Annotated in this window: 28 protein-coding genes and 1 tRNA gene; 20 read left to right on the plus strand and 9 right to left on the minus strand. The window is 62.0% G+C overall.

Features of this window, described 5'->3' with window-relative positions:
* Positions 1–2: 2 nt before the first annotated feature.
* Positions 3–485: a DUF2852 domain-containing protein gene (locus WH91_RS02760; RefSeq protein WP_046169493.1), complete on the minus strand. Its 483-nt coding sequence runs from the start codon at positions 483–485 to the stop codon at positions 3–5.
* A 145-nt stretch (positions 486–630) separates the two neighbouring features.
* Here WH91_RS02760 and WH91_RS02765 point away from each other — a divergent pair, with 145 nt between their 5' ends.
* Entirely contained in the window at positions 631–1,986 is a 1,356-nt protein-coding gene (locus WH91_RS02765) for an ActS/PrrB/RegB family redox-sensitive histidine kinase (protein ID WP_082101960.1), read from the plus strand.
* Positions 1,987–2,166: 180 nt separating this feature from the next.
* Complete coding sequence (locus WH91_RS02770) at positions 2,167–2,718, plus strand: ActR/PrrA/RegA family redox response regulator transcription factor (protein ID WP_171910581.1); 552 nt, start codon at positions 2,167–2,169, stop codon at positions 2,716–2,718.
* Positions 2,719–2,788: 70 nt separating this feature from the next.
* On the opposite strand, the gene WH91_RS02775 is transcribed toward WH91_RS02770, so the two are convergent.
* From WH91_RS02775 to WH91_RS02795, 5 genes are all read right to left on the minus strand, one after another.
* A complete protein-coding gene (locus WH91_RS02775; protein WP_046169495.1) occupies positions 2,789–3,184 on the minus strand; it encodes a hypothetical protein in 396 nt (131 codons plus the stop codon).
* Positions 3,185–3,294: 110 nt separating this feature from the next.
* A complete protein-coding gene (locus WH91_RS02780) occupies positions 3,295–4,488 on the minus strand; it encodes a class I SAM-dependent RNA methyltransferase (RefSeq protein ID WP_046169496.1) in 1,194 nt (397 codons plus the stop codon).
* Positions 4,489–4,717: 229 nt separating this feature from the next.
* Entirely contained in the window at positions 4,718–7,642 is a 2,925-nt protein-coding gene (locus tag WH91_RS02785) for an FAD-binding and (Fe-S)-binding domain-containing protein (protein ID WP_052952546.1), read from the minus strand.
* Between the two features lie 252 nt (positions 7,643–7,894).
* Positions 7,895–8,632 carry a PadR family transcriptional regulator gene (locus tag WH91_RS02790; protein ID WP_082101961.1) on the minus strand — a complete coding sequence of 246 codons (738 nt, stop codon included), beginning with the start codon at positions 8,630–8,632 and terminating at the stop codon, positions 7,895–7,897.
* A 160-nt stretch (positions 8,633–8,792) separates the two neighbouring features.
* Positions 8,793–9,779: a complex I NDUFA9 subunit family protein gene (locus WH91_RS02795; protein ID WP_342028120.1), complete on the minus strand. Its 987-nt coding sequence runs from the start codon at positions 9,777–9,779 to the stop codon at positions 8,793–8,795.
* Between the two features lie 143 nt (positions 9,780–9,922).
* On the opposite strand from WH91_RS02795, the gene WH91_RS02800 reads away from it, so the two are divergent.
* The 9 genes from WH91_RS02800 to WH91_RS02840 all read left to right on the plus strand — a co-directional run bounded on the left by WH91_RS02800 (position 9,923) and on the right by WH91_RS02840 (position 16,832).
* The gene (locus tag WH91_RS02800; protein ID WP_046169499.1) at positions 9,923–10,285 is read left to right on the plus strand and encodes a GFA family protein; all 363 of its coding nucleotides are present in this window, start codon (positions 9,923–9,925) and stop codon (positions 10,283–10,285) included.
* 78 nt (positions 10,286–10,363) lie between these two features.
* Positions 10,364–10,448 (plus strand) — tRNA-Leu (locus tag WH91_RS02805).
* A 293-nt stretch (positions 10,449–10,741) separates the two neighbouring features.
* A complete protein-coding gene (locus WH91_RS02810; RefSeq protein WP_046169500.1) occupies positions 10,742–11,356 on the plus strand; it encodes a ribonuclease D in 615 nt (204 codons plus the stop codon).
* Between the two features lie 13 nt (positions 11,357–11,369).
* Positions 11,370–12,053, plus strand: a complete 684-nt coding sequence (locus WH91_RS02815) for a hypothetical protein (RefSeq protein ID WP_046169501.1) — start codon at positions 11,370–11,372, stop codon at positions 12,051–12,053.
* Entirely contained in the window at positions 12,050–12,502 is a 453-nt protein-coding gene (locus WH91_RS02820) for an LptA/OstA family protein (protein WP_046169502.1), read from the plus strand. The genes WH91_RS02815 and WH91_RS02820 overlap by 4 nt, the downstream gene beginning before the upstream one ends.
* Positions 12,499–13,257 carry an LPS export ABC transporter ATP-binding protein gene (lptB, locus tag WH91_RS02825; protein ID WP_052952547.1) on the plus strand — a complete coding sequence of 253 codons (759 nt, stop codon included), beginning with the start codon at positions 12,499–12,501 and terminating at the stop codon, positions 13,255–13,257. Before WH91_RS02820 ends, lptB begins: the two co-directional genes overlap by 4 nt.
* 277 nt (positions 13,258–13,534) lie before the next feature.
* Positions 13,535–15,073: an RNA polymerase factor sigma-54 gene (rpoN, locus tag WH91_RS02830; protein WP_046169504.1), complete on the plus strand. Its 1,539-nt coding sequence runs from the start codon at positions 13,535–13,537 to the stop codon at positions 15,071–15,073.
* A gap of 668 nt (positions 15,074–15,741) precedes the next feature.
* A complete protein-coding gene (locus WH91_RS02835; RefSeq protein WP_046169505.1) occupies positions 15,742–16,317 on the plus strand; it encodes a ribosome hibernation promotion factor in 576 nt (191 codons plus the stop codon).
* 47 nt (positions 16,318–16,364) lie between these two features.
* Positions 16,365–16,832, plus strand: coding sequence for a PTS sugar transporter subunit IIA (locus WH91_RS02840; RefSeq protein WP_046169506.1), 468 nt, complete (start codon positions 16,365–16,367; stop codon positions 16,830–16,832).
* A 72-nt stretch (positions 16,833–16,904) separates the two neighbouring features.
* Here the strand turns inward: WH91_RS02840 and WH91_RS02845 are convergent, their stop codons facing one another.
* Positions 16,905–17,192: a DUF1150 family protein gene (locus WH91_RS02845; RefSeq protein WP_046169507.1), complete on the minus strand. Its 288-nt coding sequence runs from the start codon at positions 17,190–17,192 to the stop codon at positions 16,905–16,907.
* 15 nt (positions 17,193–17,207) lie between these two features.
* Positions 17,208–17,627 carry an Hsp20 family protein gene (locus WH91_RS02850; RefSeq protein ID WP_046169508.1) on the minus strand — a complete coding sequence of 140 codons (420 nt, stop codon included), beginning with the start codon at positions 17,625–17,627 and terminating at the stop codon, positions 17,208–17,210.
* 117 nt (positions 17,628–17,744) lie between these two features.
* Here WH91_RS02850 and WH91_RS22345 point away from each other — a divergent pair, with 117 nt between their 5' ends.
* Entirely contained in the window at positions 17,745–18,596 is an 852-nt protein-coding gene (locus WH91_RS22345; RefSeq protein ID WP_052952548.1) for a glycosyltransferase family 2 protein, read from the plus strand.
* 32 nt (positions 18,597–18,628) lie between these two features.
* On the opposite strand, the gene WH91_RS02860 is transcribed toward WH91_RS22345, so the two are convergent.
* Positions 18,629–18,937, minus strand: a complete 309-nt coding sequence (locus tag WH91_RS02860; RefSeq protein ID WP_046169509.1) for a hypothetical protein — start codon at positions 18,935–18,937, stop codon at positions 18,629–18,631.
* A gap of 324 nt (positions 18,938–19,261) precedes the next feature.
* Between WH91_RS02860 and rpmI the strand changes: the two genes are divergently transcribed.
* From rpmI to WH91_RS02905, 8 genes are all read left to right on the plus strand, one after another.
* Positions 19,262–19,462, plus strand: a complete 201-nt coding sequence (rpmI, locus tag WH91_RS02865; protein WP_046169510.1) for a 50S ribosomal protein L35 — start codon at positions 19,262–19,264, stop codon at positions 19,460–19,462.
* Positions 19,463–19,482: 20 nt separating this feature from the next.
* The gene (rplT, locus tag WH91_RS02870; protein ID WP_046169511.1) at positions 19,483–19,887 is read left to right on the plus strand and encodes a 50S ribosomal protein L20; all 405 of its coding nucleotides are present in this window, start codon (positions 19,483–19,485) and stop codon (positions 19,885–19,887) included.
* A gap of 202 nt (positions 19,888–20,089) precedes the next feature.
* Positions 20,090–21,220 carry a phenylalanine--tRNA ligase subunit alpha gene (gene pheS / locus WH91_RS02875; RefSeq protein ID WP_046169512.1) on the plus strand — a complete coding sequence of 377 codons (1,131 nt, stop codon included), beginning with the start codon at positions 20,090–20,092 and terminating at the stop codon, positions 21,218–21,220.
* A 34-nt stretch (positions 21,221–21,254) separates the two neighbouring features.
* The gene (locus WH91_RS02880; protein WP_046169513.1) at positions 21,255–21,539 is read left to right on the plus strand and encodes a BrnT family toxin; all 285 of its coding nucleotides are present in this window, start codon (positions 21,255–21,257) and stop codon (positions 21,537–21,539) included.
* Positions 21,487–21,837 (plus strand): BrnA antitoxin family protein, encoded by a 351-nt coding sequence (locus tag WH91_RS02885; RefSeq protein WP_082101962.1) that lies wholly within the window; start codon positions 21,487–21,489, stop codon positions 21,835–21,837. The genes WH91_RS02880 and WH91_RS02885 overlap by 53 nt, the downstream gene beginning before the upstream one ends.
* Positions 21,834–22,877, plus strand: coding sequence for an ASCH domain-containing protein (locus WH91_RS25895; RefSeq protein ID WP_082101963.1), 1,044 nt, complete (start codon positions 21,834–21,836; stop codon positions 22,875–22,877). Before WH91_RS02885 ends, WH91_RS25895 begins: the two co-directional genes overlap by 4 nt.
* A gap of 12 nt (positions 22,878–22,889) precedes the next feature.
* Complete coding sequence (pheT, locus tag WH91_RS02900) at positions 22,890–25,307, plus strand: phenylalanine--tRNA ligase subunit beta (protein WP_046169515.1); 2,418 nt, start codon at positions 22,890–22,892, stop codon at positions 25,305–25,307.
* A 69-nt stretch (positions 25,308–25,376) separates the two neighbouring features.
* Positions 25,377–26,177: a transporter substrate-binding domain-containing protein gene (locus WH91_RS02905; protein WP_046169516.1), complete on the plus strand. Its 801-nt coding sequence runs from the start codon at positions 25,377–25,379 to the stop codon at positions 26,175–26,177.
* The last annotated feature ends 116 nt before the right edge of the window (positions 26,178–26,293 follow it).

Consider the following 26,293-nt stretch of genomic DNA (forward strand, 5'->3'; position numbering starts at 1 on the left):
CCTTAGCCGTTGTTGCCCCAGTTGTTGTTCTGCTCGCCATTGTCGGTTGGCTTGGGCTGGTCATAGCCTTGGCGCGAACCGCGGCGCTCGTTCATGAAGCGATCGAATTCTTCGCGATCCTTGGCCTTGTTGAGATTGGCCATATAGTCGTGGAAGGCGTCGATTTCGGCGTCGAGCCGGGCGCGTTCTTCGTCGAGGCGCTTGAGCTGTTCGGCGCGATAGTCGTCAAAGGCTGCATTGCCGCTCGTGTTCATGCCGTAGCTCCGCTGCTTGTTCCAGTTGCGATGGTTGCCCTTGTTGGAGCTGACCCAGGACCGGCCCTTGTTCCAATAGGCCTGTGCCTTTTCCTGCGAGCCGCCAAACTTTTCACCCCACAGGATATAGCCGAGCACGATAAAGCCCAGCGGCGGGAAGGTGATAAAGCCCAGGACCATGAGGGCGATGGTCAAAGGAGACCATTGAGGTTTGATGATTGCTGTGTTCATTTCGGTTTCGTTCTCCCAGTCACGATGAGCAATACGTGGCCCGTGCCGGGGTAGGATCAATGCTGTGCCTGTGATTTTTTGGTCTTGAAATGCAGTTTTCCCCTCACTATGGCGAGACCGAATTTGCCCCTGAAAGCATTCTGAAATGAGCATGACTCAAGCCGATGGCCTGCCTTTGCCCTCGACGTGGCGGCCCTTGCGCCTGCAAACCCTGGTCCTGCTGCGCTGGCTGGCGGTTGGCGGGCAGACTATCGGCGTGCTGTTCGTGGCGTTTGGCCTCGGTTTTCCGCTGCCGCTGCTGCAATGTTTCGCGCTGATTGCCCTCTCCGCCGGGGTCAATCTCTGGCTGGTGCTCAGGCTCGGCAATTCGCATCGTCCCACGTCGCGCTCGGCCGCCAGCCAAGTTGCCTTCGACCTGTGCCAGCTCGGTGGCCTGCTGGCGCTGACCGGGGGGCTGCAAAACCCCTTCTCGCTGCTGCTGCTGGCGCCCGTATCGGTCTCGGCGACGACGCTGCCGCAGCGCGCCACAATCTTCATCGCGCTGCTCGCCGCCGTCATCGCCTCGGCGCTATCGGTTTGGCACCTGCCGCTGCCCTGGGACCCGGTCGAGCGCATCGTCTTTAACCGCATCTACGTCATCGGCATTTGGGTTTCCATCATCTGTGGCGTGGTTTTCATCTCGGCCTATACCATGCGCGTCGCCCACGATGCCCGCCAGATTGCCGATGCGCTTGCGGCCACCGAACTGGCCCTGTCGCGCCGGGAGCGTCTGTCGGCGCTCGATGGTTTGGCCGCAGCCGCCGCCCATGAACTGGGCACGCCGCTGTCGACCATCGCTCTTGCCGCCAAGGAAATGCGCGCCGAAGTCCAGCCCGGCAGCGACCTTGCCGAGGACGTCGAGCTGATCATCGCGCAATCGGCGCGCTGCCGCGCCATCCTCGCCAAGCTGCGCAATCTCGGCAGCGATGGCGGTGACCCCTTCGCGGCTGTGCCGTTGACCGACCTGCTGGCCGAAGTGGCCCGCCCGCACGAAGGGCACGGCAAGGCGATCCTGTTTTATTCCGAGAAATCCGCCGGTCCGCCACCCGTGTTCCAGCGCGGCGTCGGCCTGCTCTATGGCCTCGGCAACCTGATCGAAAATGCCAGCGATTTCGCGCGCAGCACGGTCCGCGTCGAATCGGCCTGGGATCTCGAAGCGATCTCGGTAACCATCACCGATGACGGCCCCGGCTTTGCTCCCGAACTGATCGCGCGCCTGGGCGAGCCTTACCTCACCAGCCGTCCGCGCGATCCCCATGGTCCCGATGCCAACAAGCCTGGCGGCCTCGGCCTTGGCGTCTTTATCGCCAAAACCCTGCTGGAACGCACCGGCGCCCGCCTCGCCTTCGAGAACATCGGCCCCGAGGGCCATGCCAGGGTCCGCATTGTCTGGCCGCGCGATGCGGTGGAAGTGGGCGAGGGGACTGTAAAGTTGCGGGGCAGGAAGAATACCCCCACCTAGCCTCCCCCTGAAAAGGGGGAGGAATCTGAACTGCGAAGCGGGCAAGATCGTACCAAACACATCGGCCGTATTCCTCCCACTATCAGGGGGAGGCAAGGTGGGGGTACCCGGCAAGAAACCGCTACTTCCAAATCCACCCAAAGTTTTGACCTTTCCCCCGCAAAGCCCTAAATGACACCCATGAGCACGATCGAAGACCTTCTAGCCACCGACCCAAGCTTGCTGCTTGTGGATGACGACACAGCGTTTTTACAGCGTCTCGAGCGCGCCATGGTGCGCCGTGGCTTTGATGTGCGCATCGCAAGCTCGGTCGCCGAAGGCCTTGCAGCCGTTGCGGAAAAGCCGCCGGCCTATGCCGTGGTCGATCTGCGCCTCGAAGATGGCAATGGTCTGGAAGTGGTGTCGGCCCTGCACACCAAGCGGCCCGATGCGCGCGCCGTGGTGTTGACCGGTTATGGCAACATCGCCACCGCTGTTACCGCCGTTAAGCTGGGCGCCGTGGATTACCTCAGCAAGCCTGCCGATGCCGATGATGTGATCAATGCCCTGCTCGCCACCGGTGGTGAAAAGCCGGAGCCGCCGGAAAATCCGATGTCGGCCGACCGGGTGCGCTGGGAGCATATCCAGCGCGTCTATGAGCTGTGCGACCGCAATGTATCCGAAACGGCGCGGCGACTCAGTATGCATCGGCGCACGCTGCAGCGAATTCTCGCCAAGCGCGCGCCGAGGTAGTTCCAAAGCGTTTCCAGCAAAAGTGCGACGCGGTTTTTGCGTCCCGGAAACGCGATTAAGAGCTCAAGTCTTAGCTGCGGGTATAGGTCAGAGTCTGGCACAGGATTGCCGCGCGGCAGCCCTGGATGTCGATGGTGTCGGCGCTGGTCTGGGTCACGGTCGCATCGGCGCTGATGCCGCCGGCGGAGAGCGCGCCCTTCCATTCATTCGGGCCAGTTGCCTTGGCCTGCATTACCTGCTTGCCGACAAAGGCCAGGTTTTCTTCGGTGGCCGATTTGCCTTCAAGCGTATTCAGCGTGCCGCACAGATCTGTCCCTTCGCCACACAGCGAAAAGGTGAACGAGGTGCCGAAGCTGTCGACAAACGTGCCATTGGTGTCAAAAGCCGCTGCGTCCTGGGCAAAAGCTGGCATTGCAGTGGTGGCGCAGAGGGCGGCGACGGCGAATGTGGTCTTCAAGATATGCATGGTTTTCTCCAAGCAACAACGTCCGCCCCACGCAGTCGCTATTTGTTTGATTTACGGACATGGCAACGCGCTTAGGTCGCTGCCGGTTGCGTAGTCCGAGTAAACTCTGACTACCGCCTGAATGTGGCGGCAATCTCGATGTGGGTTGATTGGGTAAACTGGTCCACCGCCACGAGGTCGCTCATCGTGTAGCCCCCGGCGATCAGGAGTGCGGCGTCACGGGCAAAATTGCGCGCATCGCAGGCCACCATCACCACCGTTTTGATTTTCGACTTGGCCAGTTCGCGCACCTGCGCCTCGGCGCCTGCCCTTGGTGGATCCATCACCACGGCCTCGAACGGCAGTTCGAACTGGGTCATCGGATCGCGGAACAGGTCGCGTGCCTTGGCCGTCACTTCGCGAATGCCCTTGGTAAACCGCCACGCCTTGTCGAGTGCCGCAATAGCCGCCTTGTCGTTGTCAAATGCCGAGACCGGCCGCGTCTCGGCCAGCCGCAGCGCAAACGGACCGACGCCGCAGAACAAGTCGGCGACCGTCTTGGCCTTGCCCACGGCATTGACCACATAGTCGGCCAGCGCGTTTTCCGCCGCAGCCGTGGCCTGCAAAAAGCTGGCGATCGGAATTTCCACCCGCGCCTTGGCCATTTCCATGGTGGGCGCCTGCGCCTGCAGCACCATCTCGCCATTCATCGACAGCCGCGCCAGCTTGAACCGTCCGACCAGCGGCGACACGCGATCATGCCGCGCCTGTTTCTTCTCAGTGCGAATGGATACATCCAGCCCGGTCAGCGTCGCGGTAAAGCTGACATCGCTTTCCCCGACCGCCTGCATCACCGCACGGGCAATTTCCGGCGCCCGCGCCAGCCCCGGCACGAGGATCGGGCAGACGTCGATGTCATGCACCTGGTGGCTGCGCAGCCGCATATAGCCGGCGCCCTCCTTGCGCGCATGCAGCGTCGCCCTGCGTCGGCCATCGCCCGCAGCATCGATAAAGCGACTGACCTTCACGTCGATTCCGGCAAAATGCAGCGGCGTCTCGATCAGCGCGATCTTGAACGCCTCATAGCTCGGCCGATCCATATGCTGCAGCTGGCAGCCACCACAGGCACCAAAATGCGGACAAAACGGCTCGATGCGGTTTTCGGCCGGGCTGATCACGCCCAGCAGCGTACCGCGCTCGCCATCGGCCTCGATCTCGACCTTCTCGCCCGGCAGCGCGAGCGGAATGAAGACCTTCTTGCCGTCAATCTCTGCAACACCCTCGCCCTTATGGCCGAGGCTGGAAATGGTAGTGGTAATGGTCATGACGATCCGGAGCTTGCTGAAGGGTGCACTACCGCGTTTCCGCCCGGGCGTCACCCCACCCCGGATCGTCACCCTCGGGCTTGACCCGAGGGCTCTGCACATAGCGGTCGCGTTTCAAAGTATAGTCCCCTCGGGTCAGGCCCGAGGGTGACGCTCATGGGTGTTGCTTTCTTCACCTCTCCTTTTGGGGGAGAGGTCGCCCGAAGGGCGGGTGAGGGGGCCTTACTGATTACTCCAGCGGCCGGCTCGCCCACTCCAGCAGGCTCGCCAATCCCACGAACGGCACCCCTGCGTGTTCGCTCAGCCCCGATGCACAAGTGCTCACCGTCGACACCCCGAGCGTGCATCCGGCCGGAATGTCCTGCTTCACGAACCGCGTCGCATGCGCGTTGAGTTCGGGAAGAAACAGCCCCTTGTCGCCGGCATAGCCGCAGCAGGTCACCGATGCCAGCACCGCGATCTCATCGGCACAGGCCCGCGCGATTGCCTCGGTCATCGGCTGCTCGGCAAGCCGCTGCGCCGAACAGTTGTGATGCACCGCCACCACCGGCAGCTTCTGCGTGATCGTCAATCTCGGCAGCACCTGGCTCAGCAGGAACTGGCTTGAATCCAGCACTGGCGCATCGCCGGGAAATTCCCGCAGATGCTTGGCGCAGGTCGAGGCATCTGTCACGACACTCAGCCGTCCGGCATTCGACAATGCTGAAAGCTGCTTTTTCAGCGCCCCGCCAACCTCTGCAGCCTGTTGGGGAAACCCCTTGGACTGGAACGGCTGCCCGCAGCATTGCCCGTTCAGGTTCTCCGGCACCACCACGTCGAACTCCGCCCGCTGCAATAGAGCCAGCATCGCGTCGGGCGTCGCCAACAGGTCATGCTGACTCTCCGGCGCCCCGAACATCCGCGTCGCGCAGCTCGGGAAATATACTACCGACTGCCGCCCGCTTTGCGTGATCGGCACCGGAAATCCGGTCTTGCGCGGGTCCTGCCGCGACGGCACCACCTGCGGCGCCCCTGGCCCCTGCACCAGCGCCCGCGACACGCGCGGCACCCGTTGCCCCGTCAGCCGCCGCGCCGTCTCGGTTATCACCTCCACCGCCGCCGCGGGAACGATAGCGCGGGAAAGATCGGCAAGCCCGACGCCGCCCCGCACTATCGTCTCCACCGCCCCGCGATGGTCCGCCACAAACCCCGCCACGCCACGCGCCATGCTGCCACGACGTCGCTCACGCTGGCCGATAATCATCGTTCCGGTCTCGATACCCACCGGGCACCGAATGGAACAGAGATTGCACACCGCGCAGGTATCAAGCCCCGGATATTGGAAATCTTCGTCCAGCCGCTTGAGCCGCACCGGATCCTCGCCCGATGCCCGCAGCCGCTCCCGTTCGCGCGTCACGGCAATGCGCTGGCGCGGCGACAGCGTCATCTGGTGGCTCGGACAGGCCGGCTCGCAAAAGCCGCATTCGATGCACAGGTCGACCAGCTCGTCGGCCGGCGGCATCACCTTCAAATTCTTGATATGCACCTTGTCGTCGGCATTCAGCAGCACGCCCGGATTGAGCAGTCCCTCCGGATCGAACAACTGCTTGATCCGCCACATCAGCCCATAGGCCTTGGCGCCCCATTCCGCCTCGACGAAGGGCGCAATCGCCCGCCCGGTGCCATGCTCGGCCTTCAGCGAGCCGCCATATTGCACCGACACCAGATCGCTCAGCGCCTTGGAAAAACTATCGAATTTCTCCGCCGAACCGGGCTTGGAAAAATCATCGCTCATCTGGAAATGCAGGTTTCCCGCCAGCGCGTGCCCGAAGATGATCGCATCCTGATAGCCATGGCCGTCGAGCAGCGCCCGCATATCGGCCACGAATTCCGCCAGCCGCTCGATCGGCGCCGCCACGTCCTCGGTTAGCATTGAGGTGCCCTTGGGTCGCGCAGCGCCACCCGAGGCAAAAAACCCCTTCCGAATGTCCCAAAGCGCATGGCTGCGCGCCTCGTCGGTCGAAAAATCCACATGCGTCGCGCCATGCCGCGCCAGCAAAGCCTCAGCCTTTGCCACCTCGGAATGCAGCGTAGCTAAGTCAGGAGCCGTTACGTCGATCAGCACCGCCGGTGAATTATCCGTCAGCCAAGGCAGCAGCGGCGCCATCGGCGCCAGATGCTCCACCGTCGCAAGCGCCCGCCGCTCGATATACTCGGCCGCGGTGACACCCGTTGTCACCTGCACGCCCCCGTTCGCCATCTCGATGATCGCCCGCCCGGCCGCCTGCGGATCAGGAAACGGCACCAGCGCCGTCGACTTGAACGGATGCTCCGGCACCGTGTTGTAAGTCACTTCCGAGACGAACCCGAGCGTGCCTTCCGAACCCACCATCAGGTGGATCAAAATATCCAGCGGGTCGTGATAATCCACCAGGGCATTCAGCGAATAGCCGACCGTATTCTTGATCCGGTATTTTTTGCGGATCAGCGTCACGAGATCGGGATCTTCCATCACCGCGTGATGCAACTGCTGCAGGCCCTCAAGCATCGCTGCATGGCTCACCCGAAACGCCTCACGGCTCGCCGCCTCGCCACTGTCCAGCATGGTGCCGTCTGTCAGCACGATCCGAAGTCGCGCCATGGTATAATAGGTGTTCTGCGCCACGCCGCAGCACATGCCACTCGAGTTGTTGTTGACCACGCCACCGATCTTGCAGGTCGCCTGGCTCGCCGGATCGGGTCCGATTTTCCTGTCGAATTTTTTCAGCGCCGCATTGGCCTGCGCCACAATCACCGCCGGCCCCAGCGTGATCTGCCCGGCACCCGGATGGATTTCCAGCTTGCGCCAGCCATCGCCGAGGACCGCCAGCACTCCGTCAGTCACCGCCTGTCCCGACAGCGACGTCCCTGCCGCCCTGAACGTGATCGGCAGCCCCTCGGCCCGCGCCGCCGCCATCACCGCCCGCACCTCGTCCTCGGAATTGACAAACACCACCACGGCCGGGATCAGCCGATACGAACTGGCGTCGCCACTCCAGGCATAAGTCATCAGCGGATCGGTATGCGTCCGGCCGCGCACCTTGCCCTTGAGCCGCGCCGCAACGCGTTCACCCGCCGCCTGTCGATCAAGCGCGGGTTGGACAGTGGATTGGGGGAGGGTGGTGGTTTGCTGCATGGCAGCGAAGCTAACATGTCAGTCAGGAGCGCGGAAGCCGGGCGCAGGATAGTAAAAGCAACAATTCCCCACCCAACCTCCCCCTGAAAAGGGGAAGGAGCCGATCGTGTTTGCCCCCGATCTAGCCGAACACGCCGCACTGTACCTCCCCTAGACGGGGGAGACTAGGCGGGGGTGCGAGAGCCACGATATCGCGGCCAAAACGCTTCTCCCTTGATCCCTCCCCTCAAGGGGGAGGGTGTCGACTGCTAACTAGATATCGACCTCGTCATCGCCAAGTCCCTCGATCTCGGCCGCCGCGCGCTTCAAAATCTCAGCCGCATGCCGCTGCTGATCTTCCGTCCCATGCTTGGCCTTCTTGATCGATTCCTTAAGCGCCCGCCGCGCATCGTTCAGCTCCGGCACCACATCCTTCATGTCGCGGTCGGCATCCGGGCGCGGACCCCAGCCCGGCCCATGGCCACGATGCGGCGGGCGATTGCCGGCCTCTGGCCCATGACCCTCGTCACGGCCAAACGGCCAGTCGGCCTTGGCGAATTCGCGAAACCGGTTCATCTGCTCGCCGGCCTTGGCCAGGAAAGCCAGCGTCGATTCGATCGCCTCGCGATTGTTGCTGAGGTGGGCGCGCCCCTCGTCGGTGATCGTATAGAGCTTCTTGTTGGCGTCGGCCTGCGACGTCACATAGCCGGCCTCTTCAAGGAAGGTCAGCGCCGGATAGACAATGCCGGGGCTCGGCGTGTAAAAGCCGCCCGACTTTTCCTCGATCGCCTTGATCAGGTCATAGCCATGACGCGGCTGCTGCTCGATCAGGAACAGCGCCACCAGCCGCAGGTCGCCCGAGGCCAGCATCCGTCCGATGCGGAAATTGCCGCCCATATTACCCCAGCCCTCGCCGCTTTCCATGCCGGCCTGCAGCCGGCCCCAGCCGCGGCGCGCCATTTCTTCCATGCGGCGCCAGTTGGGTTCGCCGTCTCTCCAATTATTAGCCATGATAGGTCTCCGATATATCTTCGATTCACTGGAACAAGAGATCGGCGCGGCTCCCGGCGATTTCAAGATATATCTTGAGATAGTTTTCGGAGGGGCTGCCCTACAAAAAAAATCCCGCCCGGTTGCCCGGACGGGATCGTCAATTCAGCTTGGATTGGTACTACAGTATCGGCGCCGGTGCGTTGTCGCGGTCATACTGGCCGCGCTTGCGGAAGCGATACATGTAGCTCGGCAGGATCGCATCCATCTCGGTCGGCGTGATGCCGAAGGCGGCGAAGGTGCGCTTTTCCCTGATCGCCGCATCGGAGACGACATTGTCCACGCCCAGCAGTTCGACCTGGTCGGCGGTCAACAGCGGCGGGAAGGGCAGGAAGGACATTGGCAGCGCCAGCAACTTGGCAATGCCGGACGGTATCGGCAGCATCGGCCGCTTGCGGCCCGCTTCGCGCTGGATGCGGGCCATCAGGTCGCGATACGTCTCGATCTGCGGTCCACCCAGCTCATAAATCTTGCCAGCCTTGACCTGGCCTTCTGCCGCCATGGCAAAAGCCTCGGCAACATCGCCCACATAGGCCGGCTGGAAGCGCGTGTCCCCGCCGATCAGTGGCAGCACCGGCAGCATTCGCGCCAGCATGCCCATCAGGTTGAAGAAGCCGTCGCCCGGACCGAACAGGATCGAGGGTCGCAAGATGATCGCGGTGGGAAACGCCTTGAGCACGGCGACTTCGCCATCCAGCTTGCTGGCAGCATAGTCGCTGACCCCGGCTGCCATATCGACGCCCAGCGCCGACATATGCACCAGCGTCGTCACGCCGGCAGCCTTGGCAGCCTCGGCGATGTGGCGCGCGCCATCGGTATGCACCGCGACAAAGCTCTGCACGCCGCGCGACTGCCCGACACCGACGAGGTTGATCACGATATCGGCGCCGCGCACCGCGTGCTGCACCGAAGCGGCATTGCGGATATTGGCCTGAATCGGCTGGATTTGCCCGACGCTACCGAACATCTTGACGTGCCCGGCAAGGCCCGGCCGGCGCACGGCGACCCGGATGCGGTGGCCACTCTTGGCCAGCGCTTGCACGATCTGGGTGCCGACAAAGCCCGCGCCGCCAAAAATGGTGACGAGTTTGGGTTCGATACGGTCCATCATGATGCTCCGGCAAAAGGCTGTATTTAGCCCCGCTTCTACCCCAGGCAGCCCGCCGCTGTCGAGGCCCGCAGCCAGGAATCGGCTTGACTCCGACAGCAGTTTGTTCTTGATTTGTTCGAGAGCATTGAAGGAGTTTTGCCATGTCCGAAGCCCACACCTACCATGGCCAGTGTCACTGCGGCGCCGTACAATATGATGTCAGCACGGCGCTCGATGGCATGGGCGACTGCAATTGTTCGCGCTGCCGCCGCGTCGGCTGGGTGCTGCAATCGGCCCCCGCCGGTCAGTTCACTTTGCTCAGCGGCGCCGATAACCTCACCAGCTATCGCTTCAACACCGAAAATATCGAACATCTGTTCTGCAAGACCTGCGGCATCGAGAGCTTTGCCCGCGGTGGCGACGGCAAGGGCAATGCCATGGTTATGATCAACGTCAACTGCCTCGAGCCCGCCATCGCGGTCGATCGCAGCATGATCAAGCACTGGGATGGCGCCAACTGGTAAGCCCATGTTGGCAAAATGACAAACTCGCAACAAGCGCATTGACATGGGCCTGCGCCACCCCTAGTTACACCCCCGCTAGCCCAGATGGCGGAATTGGTAGACGCGCACGGTTCAGGTCCGTGTACCGCAAGGTGTGGAGGTTCGAGTCCTCTTCTGGGCACCAATTTTCAAAACCCCGGTCTCGACGCAAGTCGCGGCCGGGGTTTTGCTTTTTCGGCTTGTTATTGCGTTTTCACGATCGTACCCACCCAGGGTGTTACTTCGGCCTTGAGCCGAGGCCCATCCCAGATCCGCGCGGCAGCCCCAAGGTGGCGCATAAACCACCTCAGGATGGATCCTGGCTCAAAGGCCGGGATGACATCGATTATTGAGGCAGCATCGGCAACACGTCCCTTGCCTTTCCATTGCCCCGATGCTGTGTCATCACGAATACGACTGATTTCTCGAGAGCATCCCATGGCCATCCGACTCCACCGCGGCGACCTGCCGGACCTTTCCCGTTATGGCCGCGATGTGGCGATCGATACCGAGACCATGGGGCTTGATCCGCATCGCGATCGCCTCTGCGTTATCCAGCTGTCGCCCGGCGACGGCAGTGCCGACGTGATCCAGCTTCCCCAGGGCGTCAACGAGGCCCCCAACCTGGTCAAGCTGCTCGGCGATCCGGCCGTCACCAAGATTTTCCATTATGCCCGTTTCGACGTGGCGGCCCTCAAGAACCGCTTTGGGGTCGTCACCGGCCCGATCTATTGCACCAAGATCGCCAGCAAGCTGGTGCGCACCTATACCGACCGCCACGGCCTCAAGGATCTGGCGCGCGAATTGCTCAATGTCGACCTGTCCAAGCAGCAGCAGAGCTCCGACTGGGGTGCCGAAAAGCTCAGTGATGCGCAGCTCGACTATGCCGCTTCCGATGTGCTCTACCTGCACGATCTCAAGCGCCATCTCGATCGCATGCTGAAGCGCGAAGGCCGCATGGAACTGGCACAGGCCTGTTTCGATTTCCTCAAAACGCGCTGCGAGCTTGATCTGCTAGGTTGGGAAGAAACCGATATCTTCGCCCACAGCTGAAGGCGGAGGATGAATGAATCTGCACGCCGACGCGGCTCAACGCCTTAAAATCTACCAGGGTCTGCAGGCCCGCAATCGCGTTGTTGCCGTTTTGCGCCTTGGCGTGCCGGCCATGGGTGCGGTGGCGCTGGCGCTGCTGGTCGGCCAGATTTATCTGTCCAGCCTCGGCAGCCGCTTCGGCGTCGGCAAGATCACCGTGACCCGCGAGAGCGTCAGCGTCGATGCTCCCCAATATGCCGGCCTGCTCGATGATGGCACCGCATATCGCGTTTCGGCTACATCGGCGCAGGCGGCAACCGGTGCGACCGACCAGATAGCGCTGACTCATTCGCGGCTGGTGATGACCCGCCCCACTGGCGTTGCCACCACGGTCGAGGCCGAGGCGGCCCTGCTGGATACCACCCGTGAACTGGTGGTGATCAAGGATATCGCCCATGTCTCGACCTCCGAGGGAACCAAGGGCGTCGTCGCCGATTCCATCTTCGATTATAAAACGCAGTCGCTGGTCGGCCAGGGTCCGGTCACCATCGATTATGCCGATGGCACCCATCTGGTTGCCGAAGGCCTGACCTACAATGCGATCACGATGATCTGGACATTCACCCGCTCCACGGTCACCTTGCCCGATACGCCAGGCGCCGATCCTGAAGCTGCCGATCCTGAAGCCGCAAAGACAACCGAGATGACCGTCCCATGATCAAGCGCTTGTTGCTGATTGCTGCCCTGGCCCTGCTCGCGCTGCCCGTTGCCGCCCAGCAACCGGTAAAAATCACCGCGGATCTGTTCACCGTCGACGAGACCACCCGCGAAGCCGTGTTCACCGGCAGTGTCGTGGTCGTCCATCCATCGGTAAAGGTCTGGGCCGAAAAGGTCGTCGCCATTTATGGCGAAGGCGGCACTACCGATATCGAGAGCTTTGTCGCTACCGGCTCGGTGCGCCTGGTTACCCCCGAGCAGGACGCGACCGGCGATAAGGCCGTTTTCACCCCCGGCGACCAGATGTTACGCCTCACCGGCAATGTGAATGTGGTCAACAGTGGCGGTACCGTTGCGGCCAATGAATTGGTGGTCAATCTCGAGACCAACGTATCGACCTTTACCAGCACCGGCGGTGGCCGCGTCACCGGGGTATTCACCTCGCAATGACCGCTCAAACCGACAAGCCGCGCGTCGACCAGACCGGCTGGCTGGTTGCCCATGGACTCGCCAAGAGTTTTGGCAAGCGCATCGTCGTGCGTGACGTGTCCATCGCCGTGCGGCGTGGCGAAGCGGTGGGCCTGCTTGGCCCCAATGGCGCCGGCAAGACCACGGTTTTCACCATGATCATGGGTCTGCTCAAGCCCGACAGCGGCTTGATCAGCCTCGATGGCCGCGACATCACCCGGCTGCCGCTGTTCCAGCGCGGCCGGCTCGGCATCGGCTATTTGCCGCAGGAGCCCTCGATTTTCCGCGGCCTCACGGTCGCCGGCAACATCATGGCGGTGCTCGAAAACCACGTAAAAAATCGCGACGAGCGCCACGCTCGGCTCGAAGCCCTGCTGGAAGAATTCTCAATCCGTCACCTCGCCAAATCCAATGCGCTGGCCCTGTCCGGTGGTGAACGCCGCCGCGTTGAGATCGCCCGCGCCCTCGCTGCCGATCCGGTGTTCATGCTGCTCGACGAGCCGTTCGCCGGCGTCGACCCCATCGCCGTTATCGAGGTCAAGGGCCTTGTCCACCAGCTCACTCGCCGCGGCATCGGCGTGCTGATCACCGACCACGCCGTGCGCGAAACCCTGGGCCTGGTCGATCGCGCCTACGTCATCCACGGCGGCAAGGTGATGATCCAGGGCAAACCCGAAACCATCAGCGCCGACCCGGACGCGCGCCGGGTGTATCTTGGCGAGGGATTCGAGCTTTAAAGCCGAACCATCCCAGTACCCCCACCCAACCTCCCCCTGATGGGGGAGGTGTCGCGTCCGGTGTCCGGCACAGACCGTACCAAACACGCGATCTGTCCCTCCCCCTTTTCAGGGGGAGGCTAGGTGGGGGTATTCTTCCTTCCTGACTACTCTTCGCTGAGTTAATCACTTGGCACAGAACTTGCCCTCACTCTTGCCCGCTGCCAAAAAATCAGTCATGGTCCGCCCGGGAAGTCGCCGGAAGCGGCAATGGTTTTGCACTAAGGGTCTGGACTTAATGGCACTTTCGCCGCGTCTTGAATTCCGTCAGGCCCAGAGCCTGACACTGACGCCGCAACTGATGCAGTCGATTAGGCTGCTGCAGTTGAGCCATCTTGAGCTCAATGATTTCGTCGATGCCGAACTGTTGCGCAATCCGCTGTTGGAGCGCGAAGACGGCTCCGAACCCGGCGATGCCGAGCCCGCCGAAATTCCCGAACGTAGCCAGGAAATCAACGCCTACGAAGACACCGTCGATCGCGGCGACCGCATCCAGGACGCCGATTCCATCGCCGATGGCTATGATACCGCCGTCGAAAACGTCTTCCCTGACCAGACCGCGCAGGACCAGCTCAACCCGCAGAGTCGGCTCGACCGTAACGGCAGTAGCGAAGGCGGCGAAGCGCCCGACATCGACCAGTTCGTTGCCTCAAAACCCTTGCTCAGCGAGCATCTCGAAAACCAGTCCAACATGATCCTGCGTACGGCGGCCGACCGGCTGATCGCGCGCCACCTGATCGATGGGCTGAACGAAGCCGGCTATCTCACCACCGACCTTGATGCGCTGGCCGAACAGCTTGGCGCCGAACTCGCCGATATCGTCGCCGTGCTGGAGGCGCTGCAGGGCTGCGACCCGGTCGGCGTATTTGCCCGTTCGGTGCCCGAATGCCTCGCCATTCAACTGCGCGATCGTGACCGTCTCGACCCGATGATGATGGATTTGCTGAACAATATCGGCATGCTGGCCGAGCACGATATGGCCGGCCTGATGCGCGCCGTCGGCTGCGACCGCGAAGACCTCAAGGACATGCTGGCCGAGATCCGCCAGCTCGACCCCAAGCCGGGCCTGGCCTTTGATTCCGGCCCGGTCGAATCGGTGGTGCCGGATGTATTCGTGCGCCGGGGCAATGATGGTGCCTGGCAGATCGAGCTCAATTCCGAGACCCTGCCGCGCGTGCTGGTCAACCGGGTCTATTACGCCACAGTGACCAAGAAGGCCCGCGGCCCCGGCGAAAAGAGCTTCCTCAGCGATTGCCTCGCCACCGCAAACTGGCTGACCAAGAGTCTGGACCAGCGGGCCCAGACCATCCTCAAGGTTGCCGCCGAAATCACCCGCCAGCAGGATGGTTTTCTCACCCACGGCATCGCCCATCTCAGGCCGATGACGCTCAAGATGGTCGCCGAAACCATCAACATGCATGAATCGACAGTGAGCCGCGTTACCTCCAACAAATACATGGCGACGCCGCGAGGCCTCTACGAGATGAAATATTTCTTCACCACCGCCATCTCGTCCAGCGACGGCGGCAGCGACCATTCCGCCGAAGCCGTGCGCCATCGCATCCGCCAGCTGATCGATGCCGAAATTATGATCGATGTCCTCTCCGACGACACCATCGCCGAAATGCTCAAAAAAGAACAAGGCATCGACGTCGCCCGCCGCACCGTCGCCAAATACCGCGAAGGCATGAACATCCCGTCGTCGGTGATCAGAAGGCGACAGAAGAAGAACTTCGAAGCGGCCGAAGGCAAATTCGCCCCAGTGCGGCGAACGTAGCTGAGAAGGTCATGAGGGCTATGCCCGAATGGCACGAACGCTCCGCCCCCCTTCCTTCTCCCTCGGGCTCGATCCAAGGGCCACTCACCGCTTGCGCCGAATTGAGAACGCCCCTCGGGTCAAGCCCGAGGGAAAATCAGCGCGGTGAATTGAACCTCTATTGGGGCCAAACGACCCCCACCCTTGATCCCTCCCCACAGGTGGGAGGGAGACGATGAACACGGGCTTCAGCGCTGGCGCTTCCCTCCCCTGAATGGGGAGGGAATGAGGGTGGGGTGATGGTTAAACGCGAATCCATGCCGCATGGTGACCGACCGCGGGATTGAGGCGTTGCCCACCCCCAACAAATCACCCGATCTGCCTTAACCGCTCGCGAAGGCTAAGGCCATTGTGAGGCGAAGTCCAAGCGATAAACGAACCCCGAAGGGCACTTGCGCATTGCGTCACTGGCGCAGGCGGGTCTAGCATTGCGCCTGTCACATACCCAGATCGAGTGTGTGACAGACGTGATCCCGAAAACCCGGGAACCGGCTTTTCGAGACCTCGCGTCGACTGGCGCGTTTCCAGCAAAAGTGCTTGCCATTTTTGCGGTTTGGAAACGTGACCGGAAGCACTGGAGCCTGCCCATAGCGGGAAGGCTTCTCCAACGACAAAAGGAAGAGGAAGCCATGACTTTACGCGTTTCGGGAAAGAACATGGACGTAGGCGACGCCTTGCGTGGCAAGGCGGAAGATCATTTCGCTGCGGTTGTCGGCAAGTATTTTGATGGCGGCTATGACGGACATCTCACTCTCACCCCCGACGGCATCGGCTTTCGCGCCGATTGCGTAGTCCACCTCGACTCCGGCGCCACGCTACAGGCCAATGCCCAGGGCGGCGACGCCACCAGCGCCTATGAATTGATGGCGCTCAACATCGAAAAGCGCCTGCGTCGATACAATCGCCGCCTTAAGCAGCGCCCGCGCGGCATCAATGGCGCCGAGGACAGCCTCACCGCGCAATACACGGTTTTCGGAACCTCGGACGACGTCGAGGACTTGGCCGAGGACTACGCACCTCCAGTGATCGCCGAGACCACCAAGAACCTGCGTCAGCTCTCCGTCGAGGAGGCCGTTATGGAGCTAGATCTGACTGGTGGACAGGTTGTGATGTTCCGCCATGCTGGACATGGCGGGCTGAATGTGGTTTACCGCCGCTCCGACGGCAATATTGGCTGGATCGATCCAGCCCTCGGGACCAATTGATCTCTTCCCGACGCCACAGTAAGCAAAGTTGATCCAAGGCAGATTTTATGGAATTGGCCGATATCCTGGCTGAACGCGCGGTGCTTTGTTGCGCTGGCGTGAACACAAAACGCCAGTTGTTTGAAGCGCTAGCCGCTCGTGCGTCAGAAATCAGCGGACAGAGTGCTGCTGACATCCTTTCGTCGATTACCAGCCGTGAAGAGCTTGGCTCGACGGGACTGGGCAATGGCATTGCCATTCCCCATGGCAAGATCGCCGGTCTCAAGGAGGTCGTGGCTTTGTTTGCCCGGCTCGACAAGCCGATCGAATTCGATGCGGTGGATGACCAGCCGGTCGATCTGGTGGTTATGCTGCTGGCGCCCGCGGGCGCTGGTGCGGATCATCTCAAGGCCCTCTCCCGCGTGGCGCGCCTGCTGCGCACCGAGGCAGTGGTGGACCACCTGCGCCAGACCGACGACCCTGTCGAACTCCGCGCCATCCTCACGGCTCCCTTCGAAGCCAACTACGCGGCCTGATTCTGCTGATGAAACAAAAAGACCCCGGACAGCGATGTCCGGGGTCTTTTGCTATTGGGTGGTACCGGCGCGCTAGTGCAGCGTCGCCAACCCGAGATTCTTGTCGCCCAGCCAGTCCAGCACGCCGTCTTCGGTATCCGTTACCAGCAGGGGCGTCCCGTCGGCGGACATCACCAACTGATAATCGCTCTCGGCCTCGAATTCGGCATCGTGGATCATGGTGGCAAGGATTGCCCCACTCACCGGGCGGACATAGGCCACGGCATCGCCACCCAGCGCTGCAAACTGCGCGGTGGTCAGCAATTTGAGCGGATGGTTCAGCGCCTCGGCCGCGGCATCTTCGTTGCGTTTCTCATACATTTTGTCGGCCCTTTCTCAGACTGAGCGAATATCGATACGTCGGGCGATCTTGGGCGTCTGGGGACGCTCCACAGCAACAACGAGCATACCATGCCCTAAAGTTGCATCCTTCACGATCATGCCATCGGCTAAAAGGAAACTGCGCTGAAATTGCCGCGCCGCGATACCGCGGTGCAGGAACTCCTTGCCCGGCTCATCCTTCTGCTTGCCGCGGACCAGAATGGTATCGTCCTCGGCAATCACATCGAGTTCGCTAGCGCCAAAGCCGGCTACGGCGATGGAGATCAGGAACTGTTCCGTGCCGTTGGCATCGGTCATGCGCTCGATATTATAGGGCGGGTAGCCGTCGGCGGACTTGGTAAGCCGGTCGACTCGCTCCTCGAAACTGTCGAAGCCGAGGAGAAATGGGGCGGAAAACACCGAAATACGCGACATCCACGCCGTCCTTGATTATCAAGCAACGTATCGGCGCGGACCCGGTAAGAATGGCATCGCGCGCCTTGACAAGCATATGGGACCGAGCTCCGTCCCATTCAAGAGCGGGATCGACGCATGGACCACGCCGTCGCCATCATAACCCCGGCCTGGAATGCCCAGCCGACCATTGTCACCACCGTACAGAGCGTCCTCGCCCAGACCCATGCCGACTGGCAACTCTGGTTGATCGCCGATGACGGCGTCGATTACGAGGCGTTCCTCGCGGACGCCGGCATCCGTGACCCCCGTATCCGCTTTTCCTCCAGCGGTGGCATCGGCCGCGGCGCCTCAGTTACCCGCAACGTTGCCCTCGACCAGATCTCCACGGCCTACGCCGCCATTCTCGACGCCGACGACCGCCTCAAGCCGCAAAAACTGGAACTCGCGGTCAAAGGGCTCGAGGACCACGCTATCGTCACCACGGCTCTCGATGTGATGACAGATGATTTTGCTCATGTGCGCTTCGTCGGGCAGGGCGCCGACCGCGTCCTTACCCCCGGCACCCACAAATGGGTCAGCCTCTCGATGGACTCGATGCTCGTCTGGGATCGCCGCCGCGCCGATGCTCGCTTCGACCCGACCATGAGCAACATGACCGATCTCGAGTTTCTCGCCCAACTCTACCGTACCGCGCCCGCCTCGCTGCATCTGGGCACGCCGTTGCATGACTATATCAAGCGCGCCAGCTCAATGAGCAATGGCAAGGACGTCGCGGCCGGAATGATCGCATCGAAAACCGAAATCCTGCGCCGCCTGCAGACCGGTCACTATGCCCTGCCCGCCCAAGACGTTGACGGCCTCACCGCCTTCCTCACCATCTCGCTGCAAGCGGAGGCGCTCTATGGCGCCGCCCTGGCCGGCAAGCCGAGCCTGCTGTTCGAGGACCATCTCGAACCCATGCTCAAACAGAAACGGCCGACCCCTTAGGGCCGGCCGCTTGGATAGGCGAGACTGACGAATTACAGTGCGTAAAGCGTCAGGTCGTTTTCGCCGCCGGAGAAGCCGACGATCTGTTCAACGCTGAAGCCCTGGCGTTCAATGTTCTGAACCAGCCACTGATTGCCCTGAACGCGAGCACGGACCGACTGGACGTCATTGTCATACGACAGCAGATTGGCTTCATTGGTCGTCACGGTCTGGACAGTCGCATTGGTAGCCAGCGAAATGTCGCTGAAGGCGCCCGTCTGCATGTTGAACACGCTGGCATTGGCAGCAGTTGCACCGGCAACGAGGATAGCGGCGGTAGCGATGATCTGAACGAATTTCATAATGTTTTCCTTTGGTTAACGCTTGCTTGGTTCGTCTCAAGCTCGGTAGGAAATACGCATTGGCCCCTGCAATGGTTTCACTCATTGTTGCGATTTATCGAACACCCTAAAGTGAGTGGTCAGTATCAGCGACCGATCGCCACGGCTACCAAACTCCGAACACCCCCATAGGCAACGCTCCACAACCGCCAGCTGGGGCTTGCCTCCTCACCTGTTTCCCCCTATAGAGCCGACTTCTCCGGATCGCCCGGCCAAAAGGCATGCCGTGGCGATCTCTGAATGCGATGGGCCCAAATCCATCCTAACTGTCTAAGGACCCGCAAAATGCCCAAGATGAAGACGAAGTCAGGCGCTAAAAAGCGCTTCACTTTCACAGCGACCGGTCGTGTTAAGGCAGGCGTCGCCGGCAAGCGCCACCGCCTGATCAACCACAACGCCAAGTACATCCGCACCAACCGCGGCACCAAGATCCTGTCCAAGGGCGACGAGGGTCTGGTCAAGTGGTACATGCCGTACAACCGCTAACGCTGAAAGGAAGCTGACACATGTCACGCGTTAAAAGAGGCGTTACCAATCACGCCCGTCATAAGAAGGTTCTCAAGGCTGCAGAAGGCTATTATGGCCGCCGCAAGTCTACGATCCGTATCGCCAAGCAGGCCGTCGAAAAGGCTGGCCAGTATGCTTACCGCGATCGTCGCAACAAAAAGCGCAATTTCCGCGCTCTCTGGATTCAGCGTATCAACGCAGCGGTGCGTGACTACGGACTGACCTACGGTCGATTTATCGACGGCCTCAGCAAGGCTGAGGTTGCCGTTGACCGTAAGGTGCTGAGCGATCTCGCGATCACCCAGCCCGAAGCGTTCGGCGTGCTGGTCGAAAAGGCCAAGGCAGCACTGCAGTATCTCGAAGGCGTCGACAAGACGACCCACGAGCGCATCTTCGCCGCCTGATCTCCCCAGCTCTGCTGAGGTCAAATTGACGCCTTGCGCCGCCTGTAAAGGCTGGCGCGGGGCGTTTTGTTTTGGTCTAACCGCCGCACCATATTCCGTAAGACCTCATGGTGAGCCTGTCGAACCACGAGGTCGGTCACACCGAGCCTGCCACGGCCTCGTCCTTCGACAGGCTCAGGATGAGGCCTACTGAGAGTTTCCGATGTCCCTGCAAAGCCAGATCGACACCCTCCGCGCCAAGCTTTCGGCTGCCATTGCCGCCGCTACCGATGACGCGGCGCTCGACGCCGTGCGTGTCGCGGCCCTCGGCAAGAAGGGTAGCGTCTCGGCGCTCCTCGCCTCGCTCGGCAGCATGGCCCCCGAGGATCGCAAGAGCGCCGGTCCCGCCATTAACGGCCTCAAGATCGAGATCGCCGGCCTGATCGAGGCGAAGAGCACAGAGCTGAAATCCGCTGCCCTCGACGCTCGCCTCAAAGCTGAAACCGTCGATATAACTCTGCCCTTGCAATCCGCGCCAACCGCGCGCGGCCGCATTCACCCCATCTCCCAGACCATCGACGAAATCACCGCAATCTTTTCGGACATGGGTTTCTCGATCGCCGAAGGTCCCGATATCGAGACCGATTATTTCAACTTCACCGCGCTGAATTTCCCCGAAGGCCACCCGGCCCGCGAAATGCACGACACCTTCTTCATGAAGCCCGGCGCCGATGGCGTGAAGAAGGTTCTGCGTACCCACACCTCGCCGGTACAGATGCGCGTTATGCAAAAGAGCAACGAAAAGCCCGCCGCGGCCTATCTCACCCCCGCCATGGATCCGCCGATCCGCGTAGTCATGCCCGGCCGCACCTATCGCAACGACAGTGATCAGACCCACACCCCGATGTTCCATCAGGTCGAAGGTCTCGTCATCGACAAGGAAAGCCACATCGGCCAGTTGCGCTGGGTGCTCGAGGAATTCCTCAAGGCCTACTTCGAAGTGCCCAACGTCACCCTGCGGTTCCGCCCCAGCTTCTTCCCCTTCACCGAGCCATCGATGGAAGTCGACGTGCAATGCGATCGCTCGGGTAACGAGGTCAAGATCGGCGAAGGCAGCGACTGGCTCGAAATCCTCGGCTGCGGCATGGTCCACCCCAACGTCATCCGCAACGCCGGCCTCGACCCCGACATCTACCAAGGCTTCGCCTGGGGCATGGGCATCGACCGCATCGCCATGCTCAAATACGGCATGCCCGACCTCCGCGCGTTTTTCGACGCCGACCAGCGGTGGCTGGATCACTACGGGTTCCGGCCACTCGATTTGCCGACGCTGTTTGGCGGCTTGAGCTCTTGATTTAATCGTGGCCACAATTAAATGGATGTGGTAGATGGAGCTGGAATGGGACAAGGATAAGCGACAGGACGCGCTCAACGAGCGAGGTCTGGACTTCGCCGATTTCGAGCGCATTGAAGCCGATACGCTGCGAACCTGGCAGGACTTTCGCAACAGCTACGGTGAGCCTCGCTTCATGTCCTATGCCTATCTGGACGACAGGCTGCATGCGTTTTGTTGGACGCAAGGTGGCTCCAAAATCCGGATCATCTCAATGAGGAAAGCCAATGGGCGCGAGTGCACGAGATATCAAGCCGGCGAGGATCCCAGGCACGCTTGAGGGGCGTTTGCCAGGCGAGTCGCTTGACGATTTTGAAAAGCGAGTCGGCGACGACATCCCCGAAGCGACGGATGCAGATTTCGCCCGCGCCCGACCGATCTCGGATTTTCCGGACCTTCTGGAAGCCCTCAACAATGCCCGCGCCCGCGGCCAGCGCGGCGCCCAAAAATCTGAGGTGAAAGATCGCATCGGCCTGCGTCTCGACCACACCATTGTGGAACACTTCCGCGCCACCGGTCCCGGCTGGCAGAGTCGCATCAATGACGTTCTAGCCGAGCACATAAAGAAGCATTCGTGACCACCCTCCCACCCCAATACGCCAATTCCATCCAGTTCAGCTTCGGCGACTCCCCCGAGCTCGCCGACGAACTGCTGGCCCTGCTCCTCGCCGGGAAAAAGACCGGGACCTGTGGCGCGCTGAGTGATCATGGCCCCGGCAAGCAACCGCTGCCGCAGGTGCATCGCCGCGATGTCGTGCTCAACGGCCAAGGCCAACCAGCTTGCGTCATCCAAACCCAGTCCGTCGAGATCAAGCGTTTCGACGATATCGACCCGGCTTTCACCGCCCGCGAAGGCGAGGGCGATTACGCCCAATGGCGCGCCGGCCATGAGGCCTACTTCGCCCGCAACGGCGGCTTCTCGCCCGACATGGACGTGGTCTGCGAGACTTTCCGCCTCGTCGAAGTGCTGCCCGCCGGCCGCCCGGTCTATAATCAGGTCGCCTCGCCGATTTTCATCGTCACCGATATCGAGAGCGACGGCCCGACGCCGCTGCACAATTCCATGCTGAGCTTCGCCTCGGTCGCCATCGAGGCCGATGGCACCCCCCATGGCAGCTTTGAGGCCCAGCTGCTGCAGCGCCCCGATCGCACCACCAACGAAACCACCATGGCCTGGTGGGCCACGCAGCCCGAAGCCTGGGCAGCGACAACCGCCAATGCCGAGCCTGCCGAAGTGGTCATGCCGCGCTTTGCCGACTGGGTGGAATCGCTGCCTGGCCCAAAAGTCTTCGTCGCCGCGCCGATGATCTTCGACGGCTTGTGGATGGATCATTATCTCGACGAATTCGCTGATACCCGTGCCCTCAGCGGTCCCTTCAAGGGCCGCCAGATTTTCCGTGGCGGTGGCATTTGCCTCTACACCATGGCCGGCACCCTGCGCGGCGCACCCTATCTCGATTGGGGCATGAGCAAGCTGCCGGCCGAATTTTACGGCCACATCGCCCACACCCACCTCGCCATCGACGACGCTATGGGCTTTGCCAATGTGCTCGTCGAACTGCTCAAGATTTCCCGCTCCCTGGCGCCGATCACCGGCAGCGCCAGCGACTTCCGTTAAAGGCCAAAACCCATGAAATTCACCCTCGAATGGCTCCAGGACCACCTCGACACCGATGCATCGGTCGATGAGATTTCCACGACCCTCACCACGGTCGGCCTTGAGGTCGAAAGCGTCGAAAACCAGGGCGCGGCGCTCGCAGCCTTCGTCACCGCGCATATTGTTTCAGCCGAACAGCATCCCAATGCCGACAAGCTGCGCGTCTGCAAGGTTGACGCCGGCACCGGCGAATTGATCGACGTGGTCTGCGGCGCCCCCAATGCCCGCGCCGGTCTCAAGACCGTGTTCGCCTTCCCCGGCACCTACATCCCGGGCAAGGACATGACCATCGGCAAGGGCAATATTCGCGGCCAGGTCAGCAACGGCATGCTCTGCTCCAATGCCGAGCTCGAACTCTCCAACGACCACGACGGCATCATCGAATTGCCTGCCGACGCCCCTGTCGGCGTCAAATATGTCGACTATGCCCAGATCAACGGCGTGGTCTTCGACATCTCGATCACCCCCAATCGCGGCGACGCCACCGGCGTCTATGGCGTGGCGCGCGATCTCGCAGCCTTTGGCCTCGGCACGCTGAAGCAGACCGATATGACCCCGGTCCCTTCCGTCGGTCTCAGCCCCATCGCGCCACTGCCGCAGCTTTTCGCCGCCGATGAGCCCAAGGCGATCCGCAAGTTCGCCGGCCGCTATATCAAGGGCATCAAGAACGGTCCGTCCCCGGCCTGGCTGCAGCAGCGCCTGCGCGCCGTCGGTCTCCGCCCCATCAACACCATCGTCGATATCACCAATCTGGTGTCGCTCGGCTGGGGTCGTCCGCTGCATGCCTATGATGCCGACAAGCTCGACGGCCAACCGGTTCTGCGCAACGCGCGCAACGAGGCCTTCGACGCGCTCGACAACAAGGTCTACACCCTCGACGAGACCATGACGGTCATTGCCGACGATACTGGCCCGCTCTGCCTCGGCGGCGTCATGGGCGGCATCCGCTCGGGCGTCACCGAAGCGACAACCAACGTCTTCATGGAATGCGCCTCTTGGGATCCCGACCTGATCGCCCGCACCGGCCGCAAGACCGGCATCGTCTCCGACGCGCGCTATCGCCTTGAGCGCAATGTCGATCCGGCGCTGACCGAATCCGGCCTTGAACTCGCCACCCGCATCGTCATGGAACTCTGCGGCGGCGAGCCGATGCAGCCCGCCATTTCCGGCGAAGATGTCTTCCCCAATACCGTGGTCGAATTCCCGCTCGGCGAAGTGAAGCGCCTCACTGGTCTCACCGTTGAGCCGATGGTGGCCACCGCCATCCTCCGCCGCCTCGGTTTCGAAATGACGGCCAAGGGCGATGCCTTCACGGTGAAAGTCCCAAGCTGGCGCCCCGACGTGACGCAGAAGGCCGATATCGTCGAGGAAGTCATGCGCATGGTCGGCGTCGACAATGTGCCGGTCGAGCCGCTGCCGCGCCTCAACCATGTTGCCCCGCGCATGCTGACCACCATCCAGAACCGCCGCCGCATCGCTCGCCGGGCCTTGGCCGCGCGCGGTCTCGACGAAGCTGTCACCTGGTCCTTCATCAGCCATGACGAGGCCACCCGCTTCGGCGGCGGCGGCGAAAACCTGCAGCTGGCCAATGCCATTGCCTCCGACATGACCGACATGCGCCCCTCGCTGCTGCCGGGACTGCTCGCCGCCGTCCGCCGCAATGCCAATCGCGGCATCTCCGATCTGGCCCTGTTCGAAGTCGGCCAGGTCTTCCTCAGCGATAGCCCCGATGGCCAGCACACCTACGCTACCGGCGTTCGAACCGGCACCGCCAAGCTCGATGGCTCGGGCCGCCACTGGTCCGGCAAGGCCGAGGCCGTCGGCGTTTTCGATGCCAAGGCCGACCTCGCCGCCGTGCTCGATGCGCTCGGCTTTGACATCGACAAGGTGCAGATTTTTGCCGAACCCGCGCCATGGAGCCATCCCGGCCGCGGCGGCCGCATCGCCCAGGGTCCGAAAACCCTCGCCTGGTTCGGTGAGCTGCATCCCGCCTGGGCCGCCGAACTCGATATCCAGGGCCACGTCTCGGCCTTCGAACTCGACCTCGATGCCTTGCCCGAACCGCGCAAGAAAGCCACTCGCACCAAGCCGGCGCTCGACCTGTCGGCGCTGATGCCGCTGAGCCGCGACTTCGCCTTCGTCGTCGACAAATCCGTCACCGCCGGTGCCATCATCAAGGCCGCTCGCGGTGCCGACAAGGCCCTGATCAGAGATGTCACCGTGTTCGACGTCTTCGAAGGCAGCCATGTCGGCGAAGGCAAGAAATCCGTCGCTATTGCGGTGACGCTGCAGCCGGTGGACAAAACCCTCACCGACGAAGACATCGACAAAGTCTCCGCCAGCATCATCGCGGCTGTCACCAAGACATCTGGCGGCGTGCTGCGCACATAAAGCCATTCCCAACCGCTCACGCTTCGGTCTAGTCTCCCGGCAAAATCTTGCCCGGGAGACTGCCGCCTCATGAACCCAACGAAGCTTCTCGCCGCCGCCGCCGCGGTGGTCACAACTCTCGCTCTCCCTGCCGCAGCCCAAGACACTTTGCCCGACCTCGCCGGCCGTGAAATCGTCGCCGTCACCGAGAACGCCTATGTGCCGCTCAATTTCGCCGATCCAGCCACCGGCGAGGGCGTCGGCTTTGAATATGACCTGTTCAACGAGGTCGCCAAACGCCTCAATGCCAAGGTCAAATGGGAGCTTTCCTCCTGGGACGTGATGATCCAGGCGGTGCGCGACGGGCAGTTCGATGTCGGCATGGACGGCATCACCATCAATGACGAGCGCAAGGCTCAAATCGCCTTCTCGGACAGCTACCTCACCTCCGAACAGCTGATGCTGGTCCGCGCCGACGAAGCCCGCTTTACCGACGCAACCACCTTCGGCGCCGAAGCCAGCTACCTCATCGGCGCCCAGGCCGGCACCACCAACTTCTACGTTGCGGTCTACAACGTGCTCGATGGCGACGAGGCCAATCCGCGCATCAAGCTGTTCGACACCTTCGGCGCCTCGGTTCAGGCCCTGCAGTCCGGCGACGTCGATACCGTGCTGATGGACCAGACCTCGGCCAACGGCTACATCGGCGCCAAGCCCGGTGCCTTCAAAGTCATCGGCACCCCCCTCGGCTCCGAAGACTTCGGCTTCATCCTGCCCCCGGAATCCGACCTGATCGCCCCCATCAACGCGGCTTTGGCCCAGATCAAGTCCGACGGCACCATGGAGGCACTGCAGCAAAAGTGGTTCTACGACTACCAGGCCGCGCAGTAGTTTGATCCGCTAAGCGCTCCACCAACTGGATCGGCACCCTCCCCCTTGCGGGGAGGGTTGGGGAGGGGGGCGGCTACGCCCGAAACCCTGCCCAAAGCATACCCCCACCCAACCTC

This window comes from Devosia psychrophila (genome assembly GCF_000971275.1).
GTDB classification, from domain to species: Bacteria; Pseudomonadota; Alphaproteobacteria; order Rhizobiales; family Devosiaceae; genus Devosia; species Devosia psychrophila.

Bases quoted from the DNA above. Each gene is read 5' to 3' on its own strand.
- WH91_RS02760 (WP_046169493.1), bottom strand. From the start codon at position 485: ATGAACACAGCAATCATCAAACCTCAATGGTCTCCTTTGACCATCGCC.
- WH91_RS02765 (WP_082101960.1), top strand. From the start codon at position 631: ATGAGCATGACTCAAGCCGATGGCCTGCCTTTGCCCTCGACGTGGCGG.
- WH91_RS02770 (WP_171910581.1), top strand. From the start codon at position 2,167: ATGAGCACGATCGAAGACCTTCTAGCCACCGACCCAAGCTTGCTGCTT.
- WH91_RS02775 (WP_046169495.1), bottom strand. From the start codon at position 3,184: ATGCATATCTTGAAGACCACATTCGCCGTCGCCGCCCTCTGCGCCACC.
- WH91_RS02780 (WP_046169496.1), bottom strand. From the start codon at position 4,488: ATGACCATTACCACTACCATTTCCAGCCTCGGCCATAAGGGCGAGGGT.
- WH91_RS02785 (WP_052952546.1), bottom strand. From the start codon at position 7,642: ATGCAGCAAACCACCACCCTCCCCCAATCCACTGTCCAACCCGCGCTT.
- WH91_RS02790 (WP_082101961.1), bottom strand. From the start codon at position 8,632: ATGGCTAATAATTGGAGAGACGGCGAACCCAACTGGCGCCGCATGGAA.
- WH91_RS02795 (WP_342028120.1), bottom strand. From the start codon at position 9,779: ATGGACCGTATCGAACCCAAACTCGTCACCATTTTTGGCGGCGCGGGC.
- WH91_RS02800 (WP_046169499.1), top strand. From the start codon at position 9,923: ATGTCCGAAGCCCACACCTACCATGGCCAGTGTCACTGCGGCGCCGTA.
- WH91_RS02810 (WP_046169500.1), top strand. From the start codon at position 10,742: ATGGCCATCCGACTCCACCGCGGCGACCTGCCGGACCTTTCCCGTTAT.
- WH91_RS02815 (WP_046169501.1), top strand. From the start codon at position 11,370: ATGAATCTGCACGCCGACGCGGCTCAACGCCTTAAAATCTACCAGGGT.
- WH91_RS02820 (WP_046169502.1), top strand. From the start codon at position 12,050: ATGATCAAGCGCTTGTTGCTGATTGCTGCCCTGGCCCTGCTCGCGCTG.
- lptB (WP_052952547.1), top strand. From the start codon at position 12,499: ATGACCGCTCAAACCGACAAGCCGCGCGTCGACCAGACCGGCTGGCTG.
- rpoN (WP_046169504.1), top strand. From the start codon at position 13,535: ATGGCACTTTCGCCGCGTCTTGAATTCCGTCAGGCCCAGAGCCTGACA.
- WH91_RS02835 (WP_046169505.1), top strand. From the start codon at position 15,742: ATGACTTTACGCGTTTCGGGAAAGAACATGGACGTAGGCGACGCCTTG.
- WH91_RS02840 (WP_046169506.1), top strand. From the start codon at position 16,365: ATGGAATTGGCCGATATCCTGGCTGAACGCGCGGTGCTTTGTTGCGCT.
- WH91_RS02845 (WP_046169507.1), bottom strand. From the start codon at position 17,192: ATGTATGAGAAACGCAACGAAGATGCCGCGGCCGAGGCGCTGAACCAT.
- WH91_RS02850 (WP_046169508.1), bottom strand. From the start codon at position 17,627: ATGTCGCGTATTTCGGTGTTTTCCGCCCCATTTCTCCTCGGCTTCGAC.
- WH91_RS22345 (WP_052952548.1), top strand. From the start codon at position 17,745: ATGGACCACGCCGTCGCCATCATAACCCCGGCCTGGAATGCCCAGCCG.
- WH91_RS02860 (WP_046169509.1), bottom strand. From the start codon at position 18,937: ATGAAATTCGTTCAGATCATCGCTACCGCCGCTATCCTCGTTGCCGGT.
- rpmI (WP_046169510.1), top strand. From the start codon at position 19,262: ATGCCCAAGATGAAGACGAAGTCAGGCGCTAAAAAGCGCTTCACTTTC.
- rplT (WP_046169511.1), top strand. From the start codon at position 19,483: ATGTCACGCGTTAAAAGAGGCGTTACCAATCACGCCCGTCATAAGAAG.
- pheS (WP_046169512.1), top strand. From the start codon at position 20,090: ATGTCCCTGCAAAGCCAGATCGACACCCTCCGCGCCAAGCTTTCGGCT.
- WH91_RS02880 (WP_046169513.1), top strand. From the start codon at position 21,255: ATGGAGCTGGAATGGGACAAGGATAAGCGACAGGACGCGCTCAACGAG.
- WH91_RS02885 (WP_082101962.1), top strand. From the start codon at position 21,487: ATGGGCGCGAGTGCACGAGATATCAAGCCGGCGAGGATCCCAGGCACG.
- pheT (WP_046169515.1), top strand. From the start codon at position 22,890: ATGAAATTCACCCTCGAATGGCTCCAGGACCACCTCGACACCGATGCA.
- WH91_RS02905 (WP_046169516.1), top strand. From the start codon at position 25,377: ATGAACCCAACGAAGCTTCTCGCCGCCGCCGCCGCGGTGGTCACAACT.